Source organism: Ilyomonas limi (assembly GCF_005233845.1).
In the GTDB taxonomy this organism is placed as follows: Bacteria; Bacteroidota; Bacteroidia; order Chitinophagales; family Chitinophagaceae; genus Ilyomonas; species Ilyomonas limi.
This window is the reverse complement of the sequence record NZ_SZQL01000003.1, coordinates 283,418-302,190: the sequence shown is the minus strand read 5'-3', so window position 1 is coordinate 302,190 and position 18,773 is coordinate 283,418. Positions and strand designations below refer to the sequence as shown.

Below are 18,773 nucleotides of genomic sequence, written 5' to 3'. Positions count from 1 at the left end.
TGTGAATCTATAGCGAGCTTGCATGGAAATAGTATATTTTCAATTATTTAAACAGGACAGTATTCCATCTTTAAAATTTTTCACCATTACTTCCACCGTATATAAACTAACAGAAGATTTACAGCCTTGTGTTAAATCTTTATACTGATCTGTTTTAAAAATATTTAGAATTCTTTCTACATAACTCTCCAAAGAGTTTTTAGTAATGACTCCATTCTTATTATTTTCTAAATAGTCAATTTCAGGCCCATGAAAGGGAGAATCAGTTGTAATAATCGGAGTTTCAAGGGCAAAGGAATCTAAAATGCCCAATCCTACGGCACTAGGCATTAACTGAATTGTGGAAACCTTAAAATAGACAACGCGGTCTAAGCCAAATTTTGGTCCTATATAATGTATCCATTTATTGGCTTCCGAAGCTCTTTTCACCTTATCGGCTTCAACACCGGCTCCAATGAATATCATATTGAATTCTGGAATTTCACCTTTGATTTTATAACATGCCTCCAATATGAAGTCAATCCTTTTCTCGCGATACATTGCACCACAATAGATTCCGGTTTTATCGCCTTTAATTCCGAGTTGGTCTTTAAGGGCATTTACTTCTGAATCAGTTAGTTTATTATAATGATAAGAAAGGCTAAACGTATCAATGGCATTTTGTACTACTGTAATGTTTCGCTCAGTGTAATTATGACTTAAAAGATACCCTTTAACGCCTGTTGTATATGCAAACCACCAATCACATTTGTTTAATAATACATTATTAAACTTGTTTCGCAAGCTGTTAGGGGCTCCCTGCATATTCCTTCCATGACCCCAAAAGCCCAATTTATATTTTTGAAAATGCCTGCTAATCATTAAATAATAATTTAGAAGTAGTTTAATTTCAGGCTGTACAATTATCATAGTTGCACCTTTAACCTTTCTAAAGCAGGGTTGCCAAACTAATTCCGAATTTCCTATTTTAAAGGACCTGTTGGGAACATAAGTAGCCCATGGCAAGTCCACTTCATCACCTCTCAATTCATTACCGTTTTTAGATTTACCATAAATCAATTCTAATTGAATATCGTCGTTTAGGAGCTCTTCTTTCAAATTCTGAAAAAAATCTATCCGATATTGAGGTAGATATTTATAAACAAATAACACCTTTTTCATATTATCTAGAAATTAAGGAGAAATGGGTTTTAGAGTATAGTATGTGAGGGATGTCTTCAGGCTTAAAATGAAGCGAAATAAATTTGTATCTTATAGTACTTAAGCGAACCTACACAAGCAATAACATAACATTTAATAAACTCCTGATAAAACCATCATTGCATGTTTAAGTAAATGTCTTGTTCTTATTTTATAATCTTCCTTACCTACAGGCTGTTGAAGTGTTTCAGGCCAAAGCTTCTGTATTATTTTATGATGTAGTACAAAATTTGGGTACCTACGATATTTTTCATCAACTGATAACATTATTGTGAGCAGTAGTCTGTTGTTAAAAGGGCTAAACTGGTCCATTGCAATATCTAATTCAGCTGGGTAATGTGCACCCCAATTGCCCATTCTCTGCTCCCAATAGAGCATATCGTAAATATTAAGATTATAAGCACTGCAGAAGCTACTAATTTCATGAATCCACTCATCAAATTGAGAAACAACATAGCTAATACCCTTATAATACTTCATATATTTCATTTTTGTGAAAGTAGTACCATTAACCTTTACAGGAAATGGTGGACGAATGGACGTTCTCGTAATTTCAGTAATATTTCCATTTATGTTAATCATACCATTAAAATCTAAATGGTATTTATATATATGTCTAACCTTTGCTAAATTAGGTCTTGCCAGTGTCACATTTGTTTTGAGTATCTTTTCAAATGTTGGTTCTATTTCAGTATCACATATCTGTACATAGAAAGGTATGTTTAGCTGCTTGAAAAGTTTTGAGGGTATAAGAGCATCCGGAATTTGGGTACTTTGATTATTACTTACACTTACAAAATAAGTAACATCTTTCGAAATGCTTTTGCTTGCAGCCAAAAGTAATCTACTATCCCAGCCAGAGGTAACTGCTAAAGCAAGTTTGCTCCTATTGTTTATTGCATTTAAAGAGCCAACTAATATTTCAGCAGCCAAATCTGTCCCTCTATCCAGGTCTATTTTTTCCAACGGCTTATGCGGCCAATACCGTATTGCCTTTATTCCTTTCAAATCCAAATAATGATTAGGCATCAAATGCAAGACATCACAAAATATCGTACCCGAACCAATCCAGGCATTTTCGGCATCTTTAATAAGGGCCGACTTGATAATATATTCTTGCATTGCGAAAGACTCATCCTTTTCTAATTCAATAAAATGACGGATAATGGCTGGATCTGAACCGCATACGATAATATCTTTATTCTGATAAAAATATACCTGTCTTTGCCCGCAAACATCATGGAAAATTCTTAACGAAAGCTGATCATAATATATAATGATCCACCTTCCACCTAAAGATTCCGTTTTATTTACTACGTCATTGAAACTCGATGACTCCTTAACTATATCATTCAGAATCTCCTGATTTGATTTCATAGGAGCAAATGGGTCCACAAAAAACCCGAGCAACGTTAATTGAGTTTCATTAAAAGAGCTTTGTGTAACCTCTAAATCTGGATGGGCAGACAAATAAAAGGTGCTGTCTAGTTTGGTATTCTTCCAACCATCAAAACAAAATTCTGGCTGAGAGCTCAGGATAAACTGCCTTCTATAGAGAAAGATATTTTCCATTTTAATTTTCTTTTACCTTAATGTAATTACTGTGTTGATATATGGGCAGACTGTATGTGTTTTATGTAATTTTGAGTGCTCTACAAATCCTCTACTTGCTTGTATATTTCTCCTTATAAAGCTCTAGCATGCAGCGTAGATTTTCTTCCAGGTTTGTATTTTCAAGAAAATCAATAAGCATGTCCTTGTTATAGGAAGGATGAACCATTACTTCAAAAGCAGGAATAAAGTTTGTCTTCTTCTGTAGATACTTCATAAAGTAATTAACATTATTGAATCTGTCAGTAAAGTGTACTCCCATTCCCTTAATGTATCTATTCAACAGCGTATTATATGCAGTTCCGAAAAAGTTCTTTCTTCTTCTAATAGCAGCAATTCGTAACTTTTGATTTTTTTCTTTTGCAAATGCAATGAATATTGGCGCTAGTACCGGTAGTGTATGCACGTGTTGATGAGAGTCAATATGTGTTGGAATTATTCCTGTTGCGATTAGTTTATTATATTGTTCTCTGATTTCGGACTTAATCTTACTTTTTGTAAAGGGAGAAAGCAGGTTACGAGGGTTTGATGCAGCTTGCATTATAAATTGCCCATTTTGGTTTGTTAGACCTGTTCCTGCTAAATCTGTAAGAGGGTGTCCTTCTGTTAAATTAACATGAAGTCCAATATTGTTTGCAAACCCGTTATGGTAAGCCAATTTCACGGCTTCTTCAAAACCATCCATGTTTACCATTATTGTTGTACTGTTTATAATGCCTTTGCAAAAGCAACTTACTATAGCAGCATTTATAATACTATTACATCCAAAATCATCTGCGTTAATTATCAATTTAGAATTTTGCATATAATCTAATGAAGTATGGAAGATATAGAGAAGGGGAATTTGCTTCTTTTAAATAAGACATATATCAATTTCAAGAATCAGGAATATGCCAGTTATCCACAATAAGTTATTTGTATTCTTTATATCTTAAGTTAAATAATCCAGCCAATCCTCCGATTCCCTCTGATAACTTTAAAATTCCATAATATTTGATTTTAACAGGCATTATCATTAATGGGGCAGCAGTAAGGCCTAAAATAATGTAGAAAAAACTAGTCAATGTCTTTTTTAAGACCTGCAAATATTTCTTTTCTAATTTCAACATGTACATAAACATATTTCCTCCTCTATATGTCCTTCGAATAAACCATTCAACTTTTGTTCTTTTTTCAGGAATTACTTCATAGGTGATAGCCTGCGCAGCCCAAAACAGTGTAGCCCCTTTTTTTGTCATTTGCATGCCAAAATAAGAATCCTCTGAACCCGTGTTATTAAAGCGCTTATCAAACCAAACATTGAATTTCCGTAAAGAAGCACACCGGATGATTAAGTTGCCTGTCGTCCACATTGTGAGTTGAGTATTATTAGCGTATTGCTCTCTTTTAAAAAGCCAAGACATATTTTTGGAAACAGGTTGTGTAATATCTGCAATAACAGGTCCTCTTGCTGCATCGGCTTTGTTACTTACAATTGTAATTACTAATTCGTTCAGCCAATTTGTTGTCACATATTCGTCATCATCTATAAATACCAAAAAGTCAGGATCGAGCTTTAGTGACTCCTCTATTAATTTGTTTCTAACATTTGCAAGACCTTTAACAGGGTAATTGTGATAATTCAATGTGTACAAATTACAGAATTTATCTCTTAATGTACATACAACCTCATTAGCCGTTTTTTCAAAATCATTATCAATAACAATGATATCCACCTTATTTATTAAACCCTTATCAATATTGCATTTTGCTATACTAAGCAACAATTTAGTTAGTATAATTGGTCTTTTATACGTTGGAATACAAATTGATATGTAATGCATTTAAGATTATTTTATTTTCCATCATTGAAAAGTGAACAAATAGTTTTTTTAAACTCGTTTCTAATTTCCAAAGCATTATGGTTTCTTTCGGCAACATGTATTGCGTTTTTAGCAATCCGCATTCTCTCGCTCTTATCCTGAATTAAATGCTTGATTGCTTCAGCAATTTTCTCACAATTATTGTCTCTTATTACTTTAGCCCAACCACACTCTTGCGCATATCTTGAAATAGCAGTTTCTCCCGGAGCGAATACAATTATAGGTGTTCCACATACCATGTACTCTGAAGCTTTTGTAGGCATAGAATACTTAATATACTTAATGGATTCCTCAGAAAAGTCATAAGGTAATACAAGTATATCAGCCTCTGAAAATACCTTGGGTAACTCGTTATAAGAAACGAAAGATTGATGCTGCAAAGAAGTATAATCACTTATCCATGCAGGCTTTTCCCCCGCTTGTGTTTGCAAAACAAATCTCAACGATGTATTCAATTCCTTATTTACCTGTTCTACTGCTTTTGCAATTAACTCCAAGGATGTATCGATGCCAAGTCCTACTCTGCCAGCATAAAGAATGGATGGCGGATCTGAAAGGTTATAGTCCTTTTTTTGATATTGTTTCCAAAAACTAATATCCACCGGATTGTGAAAAGGGATAAAATCTGCACTATAACGGCTCTTATATTCATTGCTCATTTCATTGCAAATGCTCATCAGTATGCTAGACTGGTTAAGAAGTTTTCTAAATTGCTTATCAATTTTTCTTTGCCAGTAGTTTTTAAAGAAACCCTTATCGCTGATGATAGATGGCCAATCATCCATCATATGAAAAATCATGGGTTTTTTTAAATAATTCTGTAGCAGGAGGCAAAACGAAACACGGTCTAGTTCTTCTGCCTGGGCATAAATGATATCCGGTTTAAATGCATCGAGCCATTTGCAAAAATTTACTGATAAAGAAGTTGTTTTAACGAAGTGAGATAGTCCTGTCCATTTTAAGAACGGAAGCCAAAATTTCATAATTATGCTCACCCTTAACCTGGATTTATTAATGGTCAGGTTCTGTATTTTTCTATCATCTAGCTTTAAAATTCCTGACGGGTATTTACGCCTTATCAGATTGAATGGAAATATCCATTTTTGTTCTTTATAGCCTAATTGATAATAGGTATTGCAAATACTTGTGTCAATGTTATACTCCAATAAATGACCTGTGCAAACAACCGCAACTTTATCCTGGTCCCAACCAGCAAATAAGTTGGATAATGTGATTCCACCACCTGTGTCGTTATTAAAGGGCTGGCTAATGATCAAAACTTTGGGTAAGGGCATAAATTAATATAGAAATTTTTTATATAGCGGAGTAAAACAGCAAGGCTTTAAAGTGTATAGACTTTAGTGGGCACAATTTTATTAAAAGTAGAGCGTATGAGTATCGAGACTATAACAGCTAAAATCGTACACGATAATATAAATAAGCCGTCAATTTTTAATCTCAGCAATTTAAAAAGTATTAGATATAAATTAAGGATAGTGGTGTTAAACAAGTAAATAGCAAAAGAACTGATACCAATAGTAATAAAAGCTTTTGTTATTAGCCTGGGCCATTTCAAAGAAGAAATGTAAAAAACAGAAAGTATTGTAGCTATACTTAATAATTGATATGGTATAATCAAGTTGTTTGACAGATCAATTATTATTAAAATAGCGGTCGATACGATGATTAATATTCCATTCCTTTTTATAAAGTAGAAGAACTTTTCTGAATCTTTATAAATCAACCCTCCTGCTAAAAAAAAGAAAAAAAACTTGCAAGCTAAATCAGTACTAAATAGATGTGATGGTGTCAAAGTAGTTAAAACAAATGCTAGAGTCAGAAGTAGATATAGCTGGCTTTTGTTTAATTTCAATAAAAATGGGGTAATAAAATAAAATATGGTTAACACATAAAGATACCAAACAAAATGGGCAGAGCCGTCATTAGGACTAAAAAAAACGAAAAATATAGAATTGCTTACTTCAGCTATTGTTTGATGGTGGTAGAAGATATCCACCATAATAGAGAGAAATGAAAAAAATAAATAAGGCGGTAAAAACTTAATAATTTTTCTTCTTTGAAACTGAAGGTAATCTGCGTGGGTTTTAAAGCTCTTTTTTGATGTTGATAAAAAAACAACAAAGCCAGACAAACACATGAAAAGTGCCATATGAAATTTATATATAAATTCCATGGATATAGAGTACCAGCCTATGCTTAATGTTTCAGGAAAAATAAAATGCCCATAGACTACTAATAGTATAGCTATGCCGGTTGCTTTGTCAATAACTGCTAAGCGTTCATTTCTTCTGACTCTAATAGAATGCGTATGTCTCGAAATAGCCGGATTATCTAACATTATACATACAATTATTACTATTTATAAGAAATTTTATATGCTTTCTTGAAAAGGTATCTGATTTGGTTTTCTGGTATTTCCCTAAATTTTCTATTATAGCAAATTCCAACAGCAATCCAAACGAGTAGATAATTTAAGGTAAAAGCAGTTACTGTAGAAGGGTATAAATTTAAAATCCATAATAAGATCCATAACCCTAATGCTTTTGAGAGTGTGTTCTTAGAAGAAAAGATTCCAAGTATCATAGCTGGAATTGCAATTAACAGTAATATACAAAGTCTTATGATTCCTCCCTTTAAAATAATTTGTAAATAATCGGTTTCAATAACACTCCTATAGTCTGTATAAATATCGTTATCTATATTGGGCCCGTAGTATTTTCCGTTTATGCCTTTACCAATTATCCAATCCTGTGTTTTCATATCCAAATAAAAGTATTCTTCGCCACCCGTTCTTGTGTCTTCGTCTAATCTGCTCGTAATTAAACTGAACATACCACTCTTGTTCTCATTGTAAAAATGAATAGTAAAGTACAATGCAATAGATGACAATACTATTGATAGGAGTATGATAACAAAATTCCTTTTATTATTAAGTAGAAATAATATGTAAGAAATGAATAAAGGTGCTCCTGTCATAAATATCAATCCCCTTCGGGCTCTTATTGCGCCAAACAAAAGCGTTACTATCATTACAAAAAAGGCAATTAAATTTCTTTTTTTAGGATGGTAACGATAGGTAAGAATAATAAATGCACAAGGGATACTAAGTGTTTTTGAAAAATGTTCTATAAACCCTTGACTAATAAGATTAGTTGGATCAGACACGAGCAATAATTTAAGATAAATGCTATAATAGATTAAGCAAATAACTCCCATTACTATGATTACATCACACATCCTCTTTATAAACTTTATATTAATTGGGAAAAAGATTACTAATGGTACAAAATATAGCAGTATACCAAGCCAGGCGTTATAGAGCATCCCTATCAAAAAATCCTTATCAAAAGAGAACCCATGTAAGAATATGTAAATTGACCAAAGTGCGTATAAAATAAAAATGTTATTTAGGTATCTATTATCACTTTTGAAAGTGACTAGATAAAAGGAAGTGGAAAAAAGAAGAACTAATCCAATAGTCTGCAAATAGGCATAAATGAGATTAGCTCCTAAACTTGATAAATAGCAGAAGCAAATTGAATAAAGAATAAACCCAAGCCAAAAGAGCTGAATTGTTTTCCATTCTCTATTGTTCAAAAACAATTGCTTTCTACTTAATACTTCAAGCGTTTGTTCCATTATATCTTTTTAGGATCGGATGAACGTATGTAGTCAAATAACTCTAAATGTTTCTTAATTACTAATGCTGTCTTAAATTCAGGCGATATATCGCCTTTCGTATTCTCATTAATGCAGTATGTTATACCCTTCGCAATATCTACTGCGTCTTTATATTTTGCTAAATACCCGTTTTTTTTATGTCGGATCATATCGGGTATTCCACCCACATCAAAACCAACAACAGCAGTTCCGCAACTTAAGCTTTCGAGTATAGTAGTAGGTAAATTATCAGCAAGCGAAGGGGCAACAAATACATCTGCAGCATTGTATGCTAATGCAAGTGAATATTCATCTTTCAGAAAACCTAAAAAATATGTTTTAAAGGGAATAGCATCAGCAATTTGCTGGTTATAACCACTCCCAAAAATTAATACTGAAATATCTTTTTTGATATCGTTGTTTAACTTTAATACAGCTAATGCCTTTTGCAAATATGCCCAGCCTTTATACGGATTATTTACGGATACTGCACCAAATGCTACCACCGCTTCATTACTACCTATGTTAAATACTTTTTTTGCTTCTTGCTTGTTTATAGGTTTAAAAAGCGTATTGTCAAGAATATTAGGTATATGAAAAAGAGGCTTGTTTTTTATAAGCATAGCTTCCTTGGAACAGCTATAGAGCCACTTGCTAGGAGAAATAAAAAACAAATTATCGTAGCTAGAATAAAGGCTTGATTTTCTTTTAAACTGTTTGGCTGATAAGTCAATCATTTTAACGCCTTCAAACATTTGACATTGTTGACAAGCTGTTTTATATTTTTCACATGAAAAACTATAGTGACAACCTCCGGTGATTGTCCACATATCATGCATAAAAAACACAATAGGTTTTTGTAGCCTTGCTAATTGATGTAAACTACGAAAGTTGAGAAAACCATTTAACGCCCAATGTACATAAATAATGTCAGCATCTCTTACTTCTGTAAGTTTTGCAACATTTGTGCCTGCAATAGGATAAGTGAAAAAACCATATTGTGCTTTAATATTTTTTATTAAATAAGATTGCAACTTATTGTTTACCCTCGCAGTCAGCTTGGGTAATCTACCCAAGTACTTTATTTTATGATAGCCCGGTATATCTGCTATTAATGATACAATGCTTGAATCAATACCTGCTTTCAGCAATTCTTTATGAAGCCTGAATGCAGCACTACCAGCCGAGTTGGTTGAATATTGGATATGGACAACTTTGATCATATTACTTCATTCATTATACGGCATGTTTGAAACTTCTTCTTGTACTATTCTTTTTGTTATTTAAAAGTTTTCTAAATTCCTTACATAAACATCACCAAAGTCTGTCTTGGAATCAAAATCTGTGGCACTAATTATTTGAAGGAAGTTTTCTTTATTAACCCACTCGCCCGACAGAACAAATGACTCGCCCATTGAATAGTTATAAAAAGCATTTGGATTCATATCGTTAATCAACTCAATGCATTTAATAAGATTTTCCTTTAGTTCTGGTACTATATATTCAAACGAAATATAAGGTACTTTTTTAGTAAGTCCTTTTAATACTTCTGGTTCATACCCTTCCACATCAATCTTGATAAATTCTGGCATACCATATTGGCTAATTAAAATATCAAGTGTAGTTAGTTCAATGCTGTCTTTTTGTTCCCATTTATGACAAGAAAACCTCCCATCTTTTGTTTTTTTTATAAAATCTTCAGAAAAAGAGGATAACACATCCGTTTCGCTTATATAAAAATCCTTTACTTCTTCTTTAGCCCCACAACCTTTCTTAACTATGATTATTCTTTTACCGAATTCATCTTGTAATTGCCTTATGCAAGATTTTTGCGGTTCAACTGCAACTACTTTTGCACCAATTTGTAAAAAAAGTTTTACTCGGTTACCCATATTTGCCCCCACATCAAACACAAGGTTGTTTTTTGAAAAAAACTGAGAATAAAATTGGATTTTATATTGTGGCTCATTACGTGGAAATAGTCTGTTTTTTAGAGTAATAATGGCTTTTGTATTTTTATTGCCTATTACTTTAGAAATGTATTCTTTTATCATGGCAGTAGGTTGAACTTTATTTGAATTTCCTTATTTATTAACAAGCCTATTTTCAGAATAGCAAAAGTTAGTTTTGTAGTACAATAATTTAAAAATACTTTAGAAGAAATTGAATAAACAAATAAGATAAAGCTAGACCTTCAGTTTAATCCATTTTGATGGAAAGATACCTAAAGCGCAACCACCGTTTAACCATCGATCAGGCATTATCACAATTTTCTCTTCGTTATTATTCAGCCATGCAGCCCACCAGCTAAATGTACTGTTAGCAATTATATTGTGCTTGCACAGACTCATCAGATACATATCAATATAGCTAAGATTGCCGCGGTACTTATCAATATAGGTGCAATTGCATAATTGCAAATTCTCTTTTACCCAATTAAGGTCATCTGAAAAAATGAAATAATGAGGATTATCAACATTCTTTTCAATGTATGCTAAAGCATTTTCATAGTAAGTTTTATCCTTAATTACAGCATGAGTACTATTCCATTTAGCAGCTAAAAAATCTCCTCTTCTGATATGGATGCTGATTGAATTGCTATGTTTTATTGCTTTGATATAAGTTTTGCTTATTTCATCTGTTGGTTCCCTAAAAGCAAACTCTTTTTGAAGTGTGCTTTTAATATTTCTAAAGTAAGATTCTACTTGCCATATTCCAATGAACAAACTGGACTCTTGCATAAACACACTATCGTCATATTCAAATTCCCTTTTCTCAATATAAGTTGTGTATCTATATTTCTGATATAAGGGTATAATCCTACTAAATGTCCATGCTGCTAATTTATTCCTGTATAAGAAATCTGCATTTAGAAGAACATATCTAAGGATGTTTAACGGAAAAGGTAATTCAAGTTGAAATGCCCTACCAAGATCGAAGCCATTATGATGATAATTATATAGGAAATTTAAAAATGATATACGCGTTTTTTTTCCTCTTTCATTAAGGGCTTTATAAAGCGCATATTGGAACATTTGATTTCCAAGACCGCCATAAATTAAAACTCTGTTCACTAAATATATTTATTTATACCAAATGCTGGCTTTTGATTTTCTAATAAAGATATTATAGTACTGCAGTGGAGCTATAATATAACCATACACGTTGGCAACAATAGAAGCAATTAAAATTGACTCAACTCCTGTGTGATATTGCTTTATAAGTGTTAATGAAACAAGCAAAAAAGCGGTTGAAGTAAAAATTGCAGTTATAAACTGTACTTTCAGGGCTCCTATTCCGTTAAGAACCGAAACAAAGATGCTGGCAAACATGCCTGTTGCAAAAAATATGTAACAAAGCAAAGAAATACTTGATTTTATAATTACAACATTTTTACCTATCCATAATTCATAAACTGTATTGGCAAATACCAGCATTACAGCTCCTAACAGAATAAATGGAATAAGAATTAAGAGGTACTTCTTTACAACATTTTTTACCCATACTATATCGCCGCAATTATAAGCATTAGTTACGCCACTCCACAATGGAGAAATCAATATAGTAAAAACCATGTGCAGGCTGGAAAAGTATTTATATGCAATATTATATGCGGTGACTTGTACAGTATCAAAATAATGCGCAATTAAAAATAAGGAAGACTCATACTGAACAATAGCCACAACGTTTATTAAAAAGAATTTCAAACCAATTGTCATTATGTCCTTAGCATACTCTCTTCTAATAAGAGCAATAGAAGGCCTATAATTTTTATATTTTGTTTTAAATAGAAAAAAGTTTGAAAGAATTAAAATGAGGGTAGGTCCAATCCCAACTGCTAACCCAAGTCGCAGTAATGATCCATTGCCAAACCTGGTAAGCACAAAAATAATTGCCAACGACAATAGCTGGCCCAACATGTCTAGGAATGATGCCATTGCCGGTTTTTGGTCGGCAATAAGGATTGTATTTATTATGCGGAAAACAAATTGAAAGCAGAAATAAGAGAATACAATCGTGGCAAGTCTGGAAACCTCGCCTTCCATAGCTGCCGGAATGTTTAATAAGCTATGCCAGTTGATAACTTGGTTGATGCTTATTAAAAAGATCCATAGTATACTAAAAATAAGTGCTAGGCAGCAATAGGTTGTACTAACATATATCCTCGCTAACAAAATATTGCTATGTGCTTTAGCAGCTCCAAATTTGTTGCGCAAGCCTTGTGTAAAACCAATGTCAAAAAACGAAACCCAGGCTATTATTGAACTTAGGGTGAGCCATATACCGTATTGCGATGCATTAACATAGCTAATAGTAAGCGGAACCAGTATAAAACTTATAGCTATGCTAATTCCTTTAACTAAAAATGAGATTAAAATATTCTTCTTTGCTTTTATGCTACGGGCATGTCCTTTATTTAAAAGTTTATTGGCTTTTTGTAATACAGTAAAACTATATTTTAAAGCTTTAGATTCCTGATTGGTTTGGATCTGCATTTCCTTAAGCAAAGCTTCTGTTTGAAAGAACAATATCAATTACCTGCTACGTGTTTTAACCAGGTTTAAAGAATAATAATATATACATCCATCACAGTCAAAGGTTCAATCCATTTTATAACCTTGCATCAACAAAATCCTTTCTAAAAAAACCTTTCACATCATAAACTACCCCGTTGCTTTTACATAGTTGTTGTAAATCAATTGTTTCAAATTCTTTATGAGACACTGCTAAAATAACCACATCATAAGAAGTTCCATTAAGTTCTCTTGACGATCTAACGCCATACTCGCTCCTTACCTTTTCAGGGTCAGCCCAGGGATCGTATATGTCAACGCATAAGCCATACTGATGCAACTCGTGGTATATATCAATCACCTTTGAATTGCGTATATCGGGGCAGTTTTCTTTGAACGTTATGCCCAGTACTAAGGCTCTGGCGTTTTTTATTTTATTTTCTTTTGCAATCATTAATTTAATCACTTTATTTACTATAAAGTGTCCCATGTTATCATTCACTCTTCTGCCCGATAAAATCACCTCAGGGTGGTAACCCAATGATTCCGCTTTATGTGCCAGATAATAAGGATCGACACCTATACAATGACCGCCTACTAGTCCGGGTTTATACTTTAAAAAGTTCCATTTAGTTGAAGCTGCTTCAATTACTTCCTGTGTATCTATACCAATAAGATCAAATATCAATGCTAATTCATTTACAAAGGAAATATTGACATCTCGTTGTGCATTTTCAATGGCTTTGGCTGCTTCTGCTACTTTTATGCTTGGTGCTTTATATGTTCCTGCAGTAATAATGCTGGCATACAAATCATCCACGATTGAGGCTGTTTCAGGCGTGGAGCCCGAAGTGATTTTTTTTATTTTCGTTAGTGTATTTATTTTATCGCCGGGATTGATGCGTTCCGGTGAATAGCCGCAAAAGAATTCCATATTAAACTTCAGCCCGCTAAACTCCTCTAAAATCGGTACACAATCCTCTTCCGTACATCCCGGGTAAACAGTAGATTCGTAAATAACAATATCACCCACATTTAATGCTTTACCTACTGTTTCACTTGCTTTCAGCAAAGGGATAAGATCCGGTTTTTTAAATGCATCAATGGGTGTTGGTACAGTTATAATATAAATATTTGCATCTAATAAATCTATTGGATCGTAAGAAAACTGTAAGCTACTGGTTATCTCTTCTTCCTCTAATACCATAGACTCCTCCGCAACTGGCAGCAGAACATTTTCTGCTGCCAGTATCTTTTTTAACTCTTTCCGATCAGCTTCCTGAGTCCTGTCGTACCCAGTTCTCAGCTCCTCTATTCTATGTTTATCAATATCAAAGCCTGTTACCCGATACTTTTTTGCGAACTCCATAGCGATGGGTAAACCAACGTATCCAAGCCCGATCACGGCTATTTTATAGTCTTTTACCATAACATTTTGTTTTTAAAATATGATAATGTTTATTAGAGTAAGTAGCACAGTTAATTTTGATTATGGTAGGCTACTCTTCGTTAAGATTACTTTGCATATATGTTATACATTTAGCTTATTACTTGCGCAGTTTAGCAAGTTATTACTGGTAATATAAAGAGTATCATTCCGCCAAAACAGGGTGTATAGAGATCTATTTCCAGAATAACAGGTGCATTATATATAATGCAATAAGTTAGGTACTATAGCTTGCTATTAGGATGTTCAAATTGTAACAATCACTTTAGTTTTCTCATCTGCAGGCACTTTCTCAATATGTGATTTTTGCACCTTTGCCGTCATAGTATATCCTAGCGAAGGAAGTACTACTTTAACAGAGTGGTTCATTACTGCAATTACTTTTCCTTCTATAGATAATAATGGTCCATCTATAATTCTTACTCTATCATTTATATTCACTTCCGCTTTTTCCAGTTGCACATTTTGGTAATCATTCAGGAAATGTTTAATAACTTCTATTTCTTCCTCTTTAATAACCGCAGGTTTGCCAAGCCAATGCACCAGATTCAACACCCCTTCCGTTTGTTTTACTTTCAGGTGATCTGCTTCTGTTACTCTTATGAATACATAGGAAGTAAATAGGGGTTCCTGTACCATTTTTTTGCGGTCACTCCATTGCCGGCATACTTTATTTAATGGGCAGTATTCTTCTATGCCTTTCTTTGCCAATAAATGTGCTACTTTCTTTTCCCATTTCGGCCGTGTGTAAACTGCATACCATTTTATTTCTTTATTCATAAGGATTTAATCGTTTTTATTTTTGACAGGCTCCGCCCAATCCAGTCACAGGGAGCTTTGTGTACCGAGTAATTTTTAAACAATAAAAAACAAATGATAACAACTGATTTCAGTTGTAGCAAAATGCTTGTACTATATATAACTGGCCTTTACAACTTCTACAAGCATTTTAATAAACTATCAATCTAAAACAAGCAAAGGTTAATTTCTCTTTTATTAACTAAACAAGTCTATATGGTTTCAGACTATTTTACCTAATCCTTTAATAATTATATTTTTTTTGTTTTCTACATAGCTATAACCATAGCTATAACCATTATTATATCTGTTGAATCCCTTAGTATTTACACCGTTCAGAACGATGGCTATATTTTTTAAATTTTTTACCCGGCTATACTTATCTAATTTCTGCACAAACATTCTTGGTGTAATACTCTGGCGTATGATATATAAAGTAGCATCGCACAAGGGGGATAGAATGCTTGCATCCGTTACCGGATTCATCGGCGAAGTATCTATAATAATATATTCAAATGCGCCTGCCAGGTAAGTAAATAAGTCCTCTATTTTACCATTTAACAACAATTCTGACGGGTTGTTGGTAGCAGGACCAGACGGTATAAGAAATAGATTAGGGCTATATTCAGTTCGCTTAATAATGGCTTCTATTTCCTTTTCTCCTTTTAAGTATTGACTGATACCCTCTGTTTCTGCCATATTAAGCATACTGGCCAATGCTGGCCGGCGTAAATCTATATCTACTAATGCTACTTTCTTATTCGCTAATGCAAGGCTCATAGCTAAATTCACTGCCACAAAACTTTTTCCTTCTGCAGATATTGATGATGTAATCAGCAATCGCTTTTTACGAGCGTTAATGCCCAAATAGCCTAGTGCAGTACGTAATTGCCGGAACTCTTCGGCAATAAGGCTACTGGCATCCTCACTTACCACAACAGGCGTTTTAAAATCGCTTTTTACCAACTCTCCTACAATAGGAACAGATGTATATTTTTCAATCTCATTTCTGGAAGAAATATTGGTATTAAGAAAGCCTTTCACTTCTATATACGTAGCTCCAGATCCTACAGCTACAACAAGTGCAATAAGGTAAATAGTCAGCTTATTTGGGCTTACCGGGTATTTAGAAGCGATGGCACTATCCACGAGCCGGCTGTTAGCTACTGCAGAAGCGTAGGAAATAGCTGCTTCTTCCCGTTTTTGCAGTAAAAAAGTATAAATATTGTTTTTAATTGACTGCTGCCGGCTGATCTCAAGTAATTTCCGTTCTTTTGACGGTATGCTACTCAACATAGAAGTGTATTTGCCATTAGTAGTTTCCAGATCTCGTTTACCAGCTATTAAGCCCTTGCGCTGGCTTTTTATGTTGTCTAATATGCCCGGCTTTATTTTGCTTATCTGGTCGGTTATTGAAACCAGTATTGGATTATTTTCCGGAGCAATTTTTTTTACTTTTTCATACTCCAGTTCTGTATTGTATAGTTTCTCCAGCAAGTTGGATAATACAGGGTCGGTAATACCAAAAGTAGAAGGGACGATACTGCCTTTACCACCTTTGCCCAAAACGTAATTTTCAACCTGGTCTAATACTGCCAACTGCATGTTGAGGTCGCCAATCTTTTGATCATTTTCTCCAACATTTTGTAAAAATTGCTTTCCCTGCGCATCTATGTCCACTATCTTATTTTGTGTCTTAAAATGCTGCAAATTTGTTTCTACAGAATCAAGCTCTTGCACTACGTACTGCAAGCGGTTTTGTACAAAAGCAAGTGTATTGGCAGCCAGTATATTCTTCTCTACGACAGCTGCGCGGTTATAAGCCGCAATCAGTTCATTTACAATAGCTTTTCCCCGCTGCGGCAGCTCGTCTTTAAAACTTATATTCACTACTGTAGAAAGCTTGTTTGAGGCTGAAACCTCCAGGGTCGCCACCAAATCATCCGCCACATACTCAACTGGCACAAGCGAAAAATATAAGGTGTTAGCAGTGCGCGATGGCTGGTGCCCGTAGTTTGGATTGGGCATAAACTTCAATACACCATAAGGGCTGTTGACCCACTGTAGCAGCGGGTAAGCAGTATGGTTAATAACCACCTGTTGCTTGCCGGCATTATAAGTAAAGTTTACTTTATTAACTGCTTCGATCGAGTCCGGGTATTTTGCCACTATTTGAACAGGGGAAGCGATATAGGCAGAACGATCTGTAAATCTTCCTTTTTCACTGACAGGTGCATACAGGTGCAGTTTTCTTACCACTTCCTGCGCTAATGTTTGCGATTTAATGACTTCAATTTCATTTTCCACCAGTTTTTTAGAGCTGAACACATCAAGCGATTCAATCATTTTGGAGTCGTCCATACCTTTCTGTTCATCTTTAATGATAATCGTTGCTTTCAGCTCATAAACCGGTACCTTAAACTGCAAGTATAACAATGCACCTGCCCCGCAAAGTATAAGTAATACTAAGAACAAAGGCCAATAAGAAAGGTATTTTAATAATAGGGGCCGAAGCAGGTTATCCTGCGGTTGTTCGGACTCTAATATATTAGGCTGCATTGACAGTTTATTTAATTTTATTCGATTTAAAATGGGTACACAGGTGCACTTAGCTTATTATCTTAGTACCTCTATATTTTAAGAGCTTTTCCTCAGGTTGTATAATTCTTTATACTTTTTATGGGTTAGTTTACAATAATGCGATCAGCTATAATGGTTAAAAATGACAGTCCACTTAATATAATAGGCAGCAATTGCCTGCTTTGACTTACACTTGTCACTTTATTTTTATTGGGCTCTACATATACTACGTCATTCGATTTTAAATAATAATAAGGTGAGCTAAGCAAACTTTCTGAATTCAGGTTTAGCCGCTGTACTATTTTTTGTCCGTTTTCTTTTCGCAACAACAGTACATTATCGCGCTTTCCATATATAGTCAGGTCGCCAGCCATGCCAATAGCTTCTAACAAGGTTACCTGCTCATTTGGTATAGTAATAACACCCGGCTTACTTACTTCTCCTAATACCGTAACATGAAAGTTTAAATACCGTATAGTTACAACCGGGTTGAACAATAATTTCTTTTCTTCTAATTTATGTGTTATTAAATCTTTAAGCGCTTCTTTAGAAAGGCCTGCAACACTAAGAGTGCCCAACATTGGAAAATCAATATTTCCATCCTGGCTTATAAGATAGCCAACTGCTTGTGACAGGGTACTACTGGAGAGATCGCTGGAACTGGCTGGTGTATTAGCTGCGTTAAATATAGTTGTTACTTCTGGACTTAAGCTGCTTACCGATATACTCAATAAATCACCTTTCTGAATCACCGGCTCCAGGCCATCCACTAATGCCGGCAGCACTGTATCTGCTATATTATTAAAATAAACTGCCTTTTTTGTGTTGACACAAGAAGTAAATAAAAATACGAACACACATGGCAATACAATACCTGAGAAAAAAAGACCTCTTTTTTCCATTGACTTGATTTTGAATATTGCATTTATTCAACGACTGTTGACTTGATTATTTCTCAATAGGGGTGGCAGATAAATTAATTCTTCTTGTCTTTAATTCCTTGTTTGTGCTTTAGGGTTCCTTTATACCTGAAAGTTTAGGTGCCAGCTATTTGTGCGCGAGTTTTCAGTAGGTTGGAAA

15 protein-coding genes are annotated in these 18,773 nt (G+C 34.1%); all 15 read right to left on the bottom strand.

Annotation, left to right across the window (positions count from 1 at the left end; all coding sequences use genetic code 11):
• Positions 1-39: 39 nt before the first annotated feature.
• A complete protein-coding gene (locus FC093_RS06215; protein ID WP_137260882.1) occupies positions 40-1,161 on the bottom strand; it encodes a glycosyltransferase in 1,122 nt (373 codons plus the stop codon).
• A gap of 132 nt (positions 1,162-1,293) precedes the next feature.
• Positions 1,294-2,772: a hypothetical protein gene (locus FC093_RS06210; RefSeq protein WP_137260881.1), complete on the bottom strand. Its 1,479-nt coding sequence runs from the start codon at positions 2,770-2,772 to the stop codon at positions 1,294-1,296.
• A 91-nt stretch (positions 2,773-2,863) separates the two neighbouring features.
• The gene (locus tag FC093_RS06205) at positions 2,864-3,616 is read right to left on the bottom strand and encodes a ChbG/HpnK family deacetylase (RefSeq protein WP_137260880.1); all 753 of its coding nucleotides are present in this window, start codon (positions 3,614-3,616) and stop codon (positions 2,864-2,866) included.
• Positions 3,617-3,722: 106 nt separating this feature from the next.
• A complete protein-coding gene (locus FC093_RS06200) occupies positions 3,723-4,634 on the bottom strand; it encodes a glycosyltransferase (RefSeq protein ID WP_137260879.1) in 912 nt (303 codons plus the stop codon).
• 11 nt (positions 4,635-4,645) lie between these two features.
• Positions 4,646-5,968, bottom strand: coding sequence for a glycosyltransferase (locus FC093_RS06195; RefSeq protein ID WP_137260878.1), 1,323 nt, complete (start codon positions 5,966-5,968; stop codon positions 4,646-4,648).
• Between the two features lie 47 nt (positions 5,969-6,015).
• On the bottom strand, positions 6,016-7,032 hold the full coding sequence (locus FC093_RS24565) for an acyltransferase family protein (protein WP_137260877.1): 1,017 nt from the start codon (positions 7,030-7,032) through the stop codon (positions 6,016-6,018).
• A gap of 17 nt (positions 7,033-7,049) precedes the next feature.
• A complete protein-coding gene (locus FC093_RS06185; RefSeq protein ID WP_137260876.1) occupies positions 7,050-8,333 on the bottom strand; it encodes a hypothetical protein in 1,284 nt (427 codons plus the stop codon).
• Positions 8,333-9,577 carry a glycosyltransferase gene (locus FC093_RS06180; RefSeq protein WP_137260875.1) on the bottom strand — a complete coding sequence of 415 codons (1,245 nt, stop codon included), beginning with the start codon at positions 9,575-9,577 and terminating at the stop codon, positions 8,333-8,335. Before FC093_RS06180 ends, FC093_RS06185 begins: the two co-directional genes overlap by 1 nt.
• A gap of 60 nt (positions 9,578-9,637) precedes the next feature.
• The gene (locus FC093_RS06175; RefSeq protein WP_137260874.1) at positions 9,638-10,408 is read right to left on the bottom strand and encodes an FkbM family methyltransferase; all 771 of its coding nucleotides are present in this window, start codon (positions 10,406-10,408) and stop codon (positions 9,638-9,640) included.
• A gap of 132 nt (positions 10,409-10,540) precedes the next feature.
• A complete protein-coding gene (locus FC093_RS06170; RefSeq protein WP_137260873.1) occupies positions 10,541-11,428 on the bottom strand; it encodes an alpha-1,2-fucosyltransferase in 888 nt (295 codons plus the stop codon).
• Between the two features lie 9 nt (positions 11,429-11,437).
• The gene (locus tag FC093_RS06165; protein WP_137260872.1) at positions 11,438-12,862 is read right to left on the bottom strand and encodes a lipopolysaccharide biosynthesis protein; all 1,425 of its coding nucleotides are present in this window, start codon (positions 12,860-12,862) and stop codon (positions 11,438-11,440) included.
• A gap of 103 nt (positions 12,863-12,965) precedes the next feature.
• Positions 12,966-14,297, bottom strand: coding sequence for a nucleotide sugar dehydrogenase (locus FC093_RS06160; protein WP_137260871.1), 1,332 nt, complete (start codon positions 14,295-14,297; stop codon positions 12,966-12,968).
• 264 nt (positions 14,298-14,561) lie between these two features.
• Positions 14,562-15,095, bottom strand: coding sequence for a UpxY family transcription antiterminator (locus FC093_RS06155; RefSeq protein ID WP_137260870.1), 534 nt, complete (start codon positions 15,093-15,095; stop codon positions 14,562-14,564).
• Positions 15,096-15,335: 240 nt separating this feature from the next.
• Entirely contained in the window at positions 15,336-17,672 is a 2,337-nt protein-coding gene (locus tag FC093_RS06150; protein WP_137260869.1) for a GumC family protein, read from the bottom strand.
• Positions 17,673-17,797: 125 nt separating this feature from the next.
• Positions 17,798-18,595 carry a polysaccharide biosynthesis/export family protein gene (locus tag FC093_RS06145; protein WP_137260868.1) on the bottom strand — a complete coding sequence of 266 codons (798 nt, stop codon included), beginning with the start codon at positions 18,593-18,595 and terminating at the stop codon, positions 17,798-17,800.
• Positions 18,596-18,773: the final 178 nt, after the last annotated feature.

Bases quoted from the DNA above. Each gene is read 5' to 3' on its own strand.
- FC093_RS06150 (WP_137260869.1), bottom strand. From the start codon at position 17,672: ATGCAGCCTAATATATTAGAGTCCGAACAACCGCAGGATAACCTGCTT.
- FC093_RS06200 (WP_137260879.1), bottom strand. From the start codon at position 4,634: ATGCATTACATATCAATTTGTATTCCAACGTATAAAAGACCAATTATA.
- FC093_RS06155 (WP_137260870.1), bottom strand. From the start codon at position 15,095: ATGAATAAAGAAATAAAATGGTATGCAGTTTACACACGGCCGAAATGG.
- FC093_RS24565 (WP_137260877.1), bottom strand. From the start codon at position 7,032: ATGTTAGATAATCCGGCTATTTCGAGACATACGCATTCTATTAGAGTC.
- FC093_RS06180 (WP_137260875.1), bottom strand. From the start codon at position 9,577: ATGATCAAAGTTGTCCATATCCAATATTCAACCAACTCGGCTGGTAGT.
- FC093_RS06215 (WP_137260882.1), bottom strand. From the start codon at position 1,161: ATGAAAAAGGTGTTATTTGTTTATAAATATCTACCTCAATATCGGATA.
- FC093_RS06185 (WP_137260876.1), bottom strand. From the start codon at position 8,333: ATGGAACAAACGCTTGAAGTATTAAGTAGAAAGCAATTGTTTTTGAAC.
- FC093_RS06195 (WP_137260878.1), bottom strand. From the start codon at position 5,968: ATGCCCTTACCCAAAGTTTTGATCATTAGCCAGCCCTTTAATAACGAC.
- FC093_RS06210 (WP_137260881.1), bottom strand. From the start codon at position 2,772: ATGGAAAATATCTTTCTCTATAGAAGGCAGTTTATCCTGAGCTCTCAG.
- FC093_RS06145 (WP_137260868.1), bottom strand. From the start codon at position 18,595: ATGGAAAAAAGAGGTCTTTTTTTCTCAGGTATTGTATTGCCATGTGTG.
- FC093_RS06175 (WP_137260874.1), bottom strand. From the start codon at position 10,408: ATGATAAAAGAATACATTTCTAAAGTAATAGGCAATAAAAATACAAAA.
- FC093_RS06205 (WP_137260880.1), bottom strand. From the start codon at position 3,616: ATGCAAAATTCTAAATTGATAATTAACGCAGATGATTTTGGATGTAAT.
- FC093_RS06160 (WP_137260871.1), bottom strand. From the start codon at position 14,297: ATGGTAAAAGACTATAAAATAGCCGTGATCGGGCTTGGATACGTTGGT.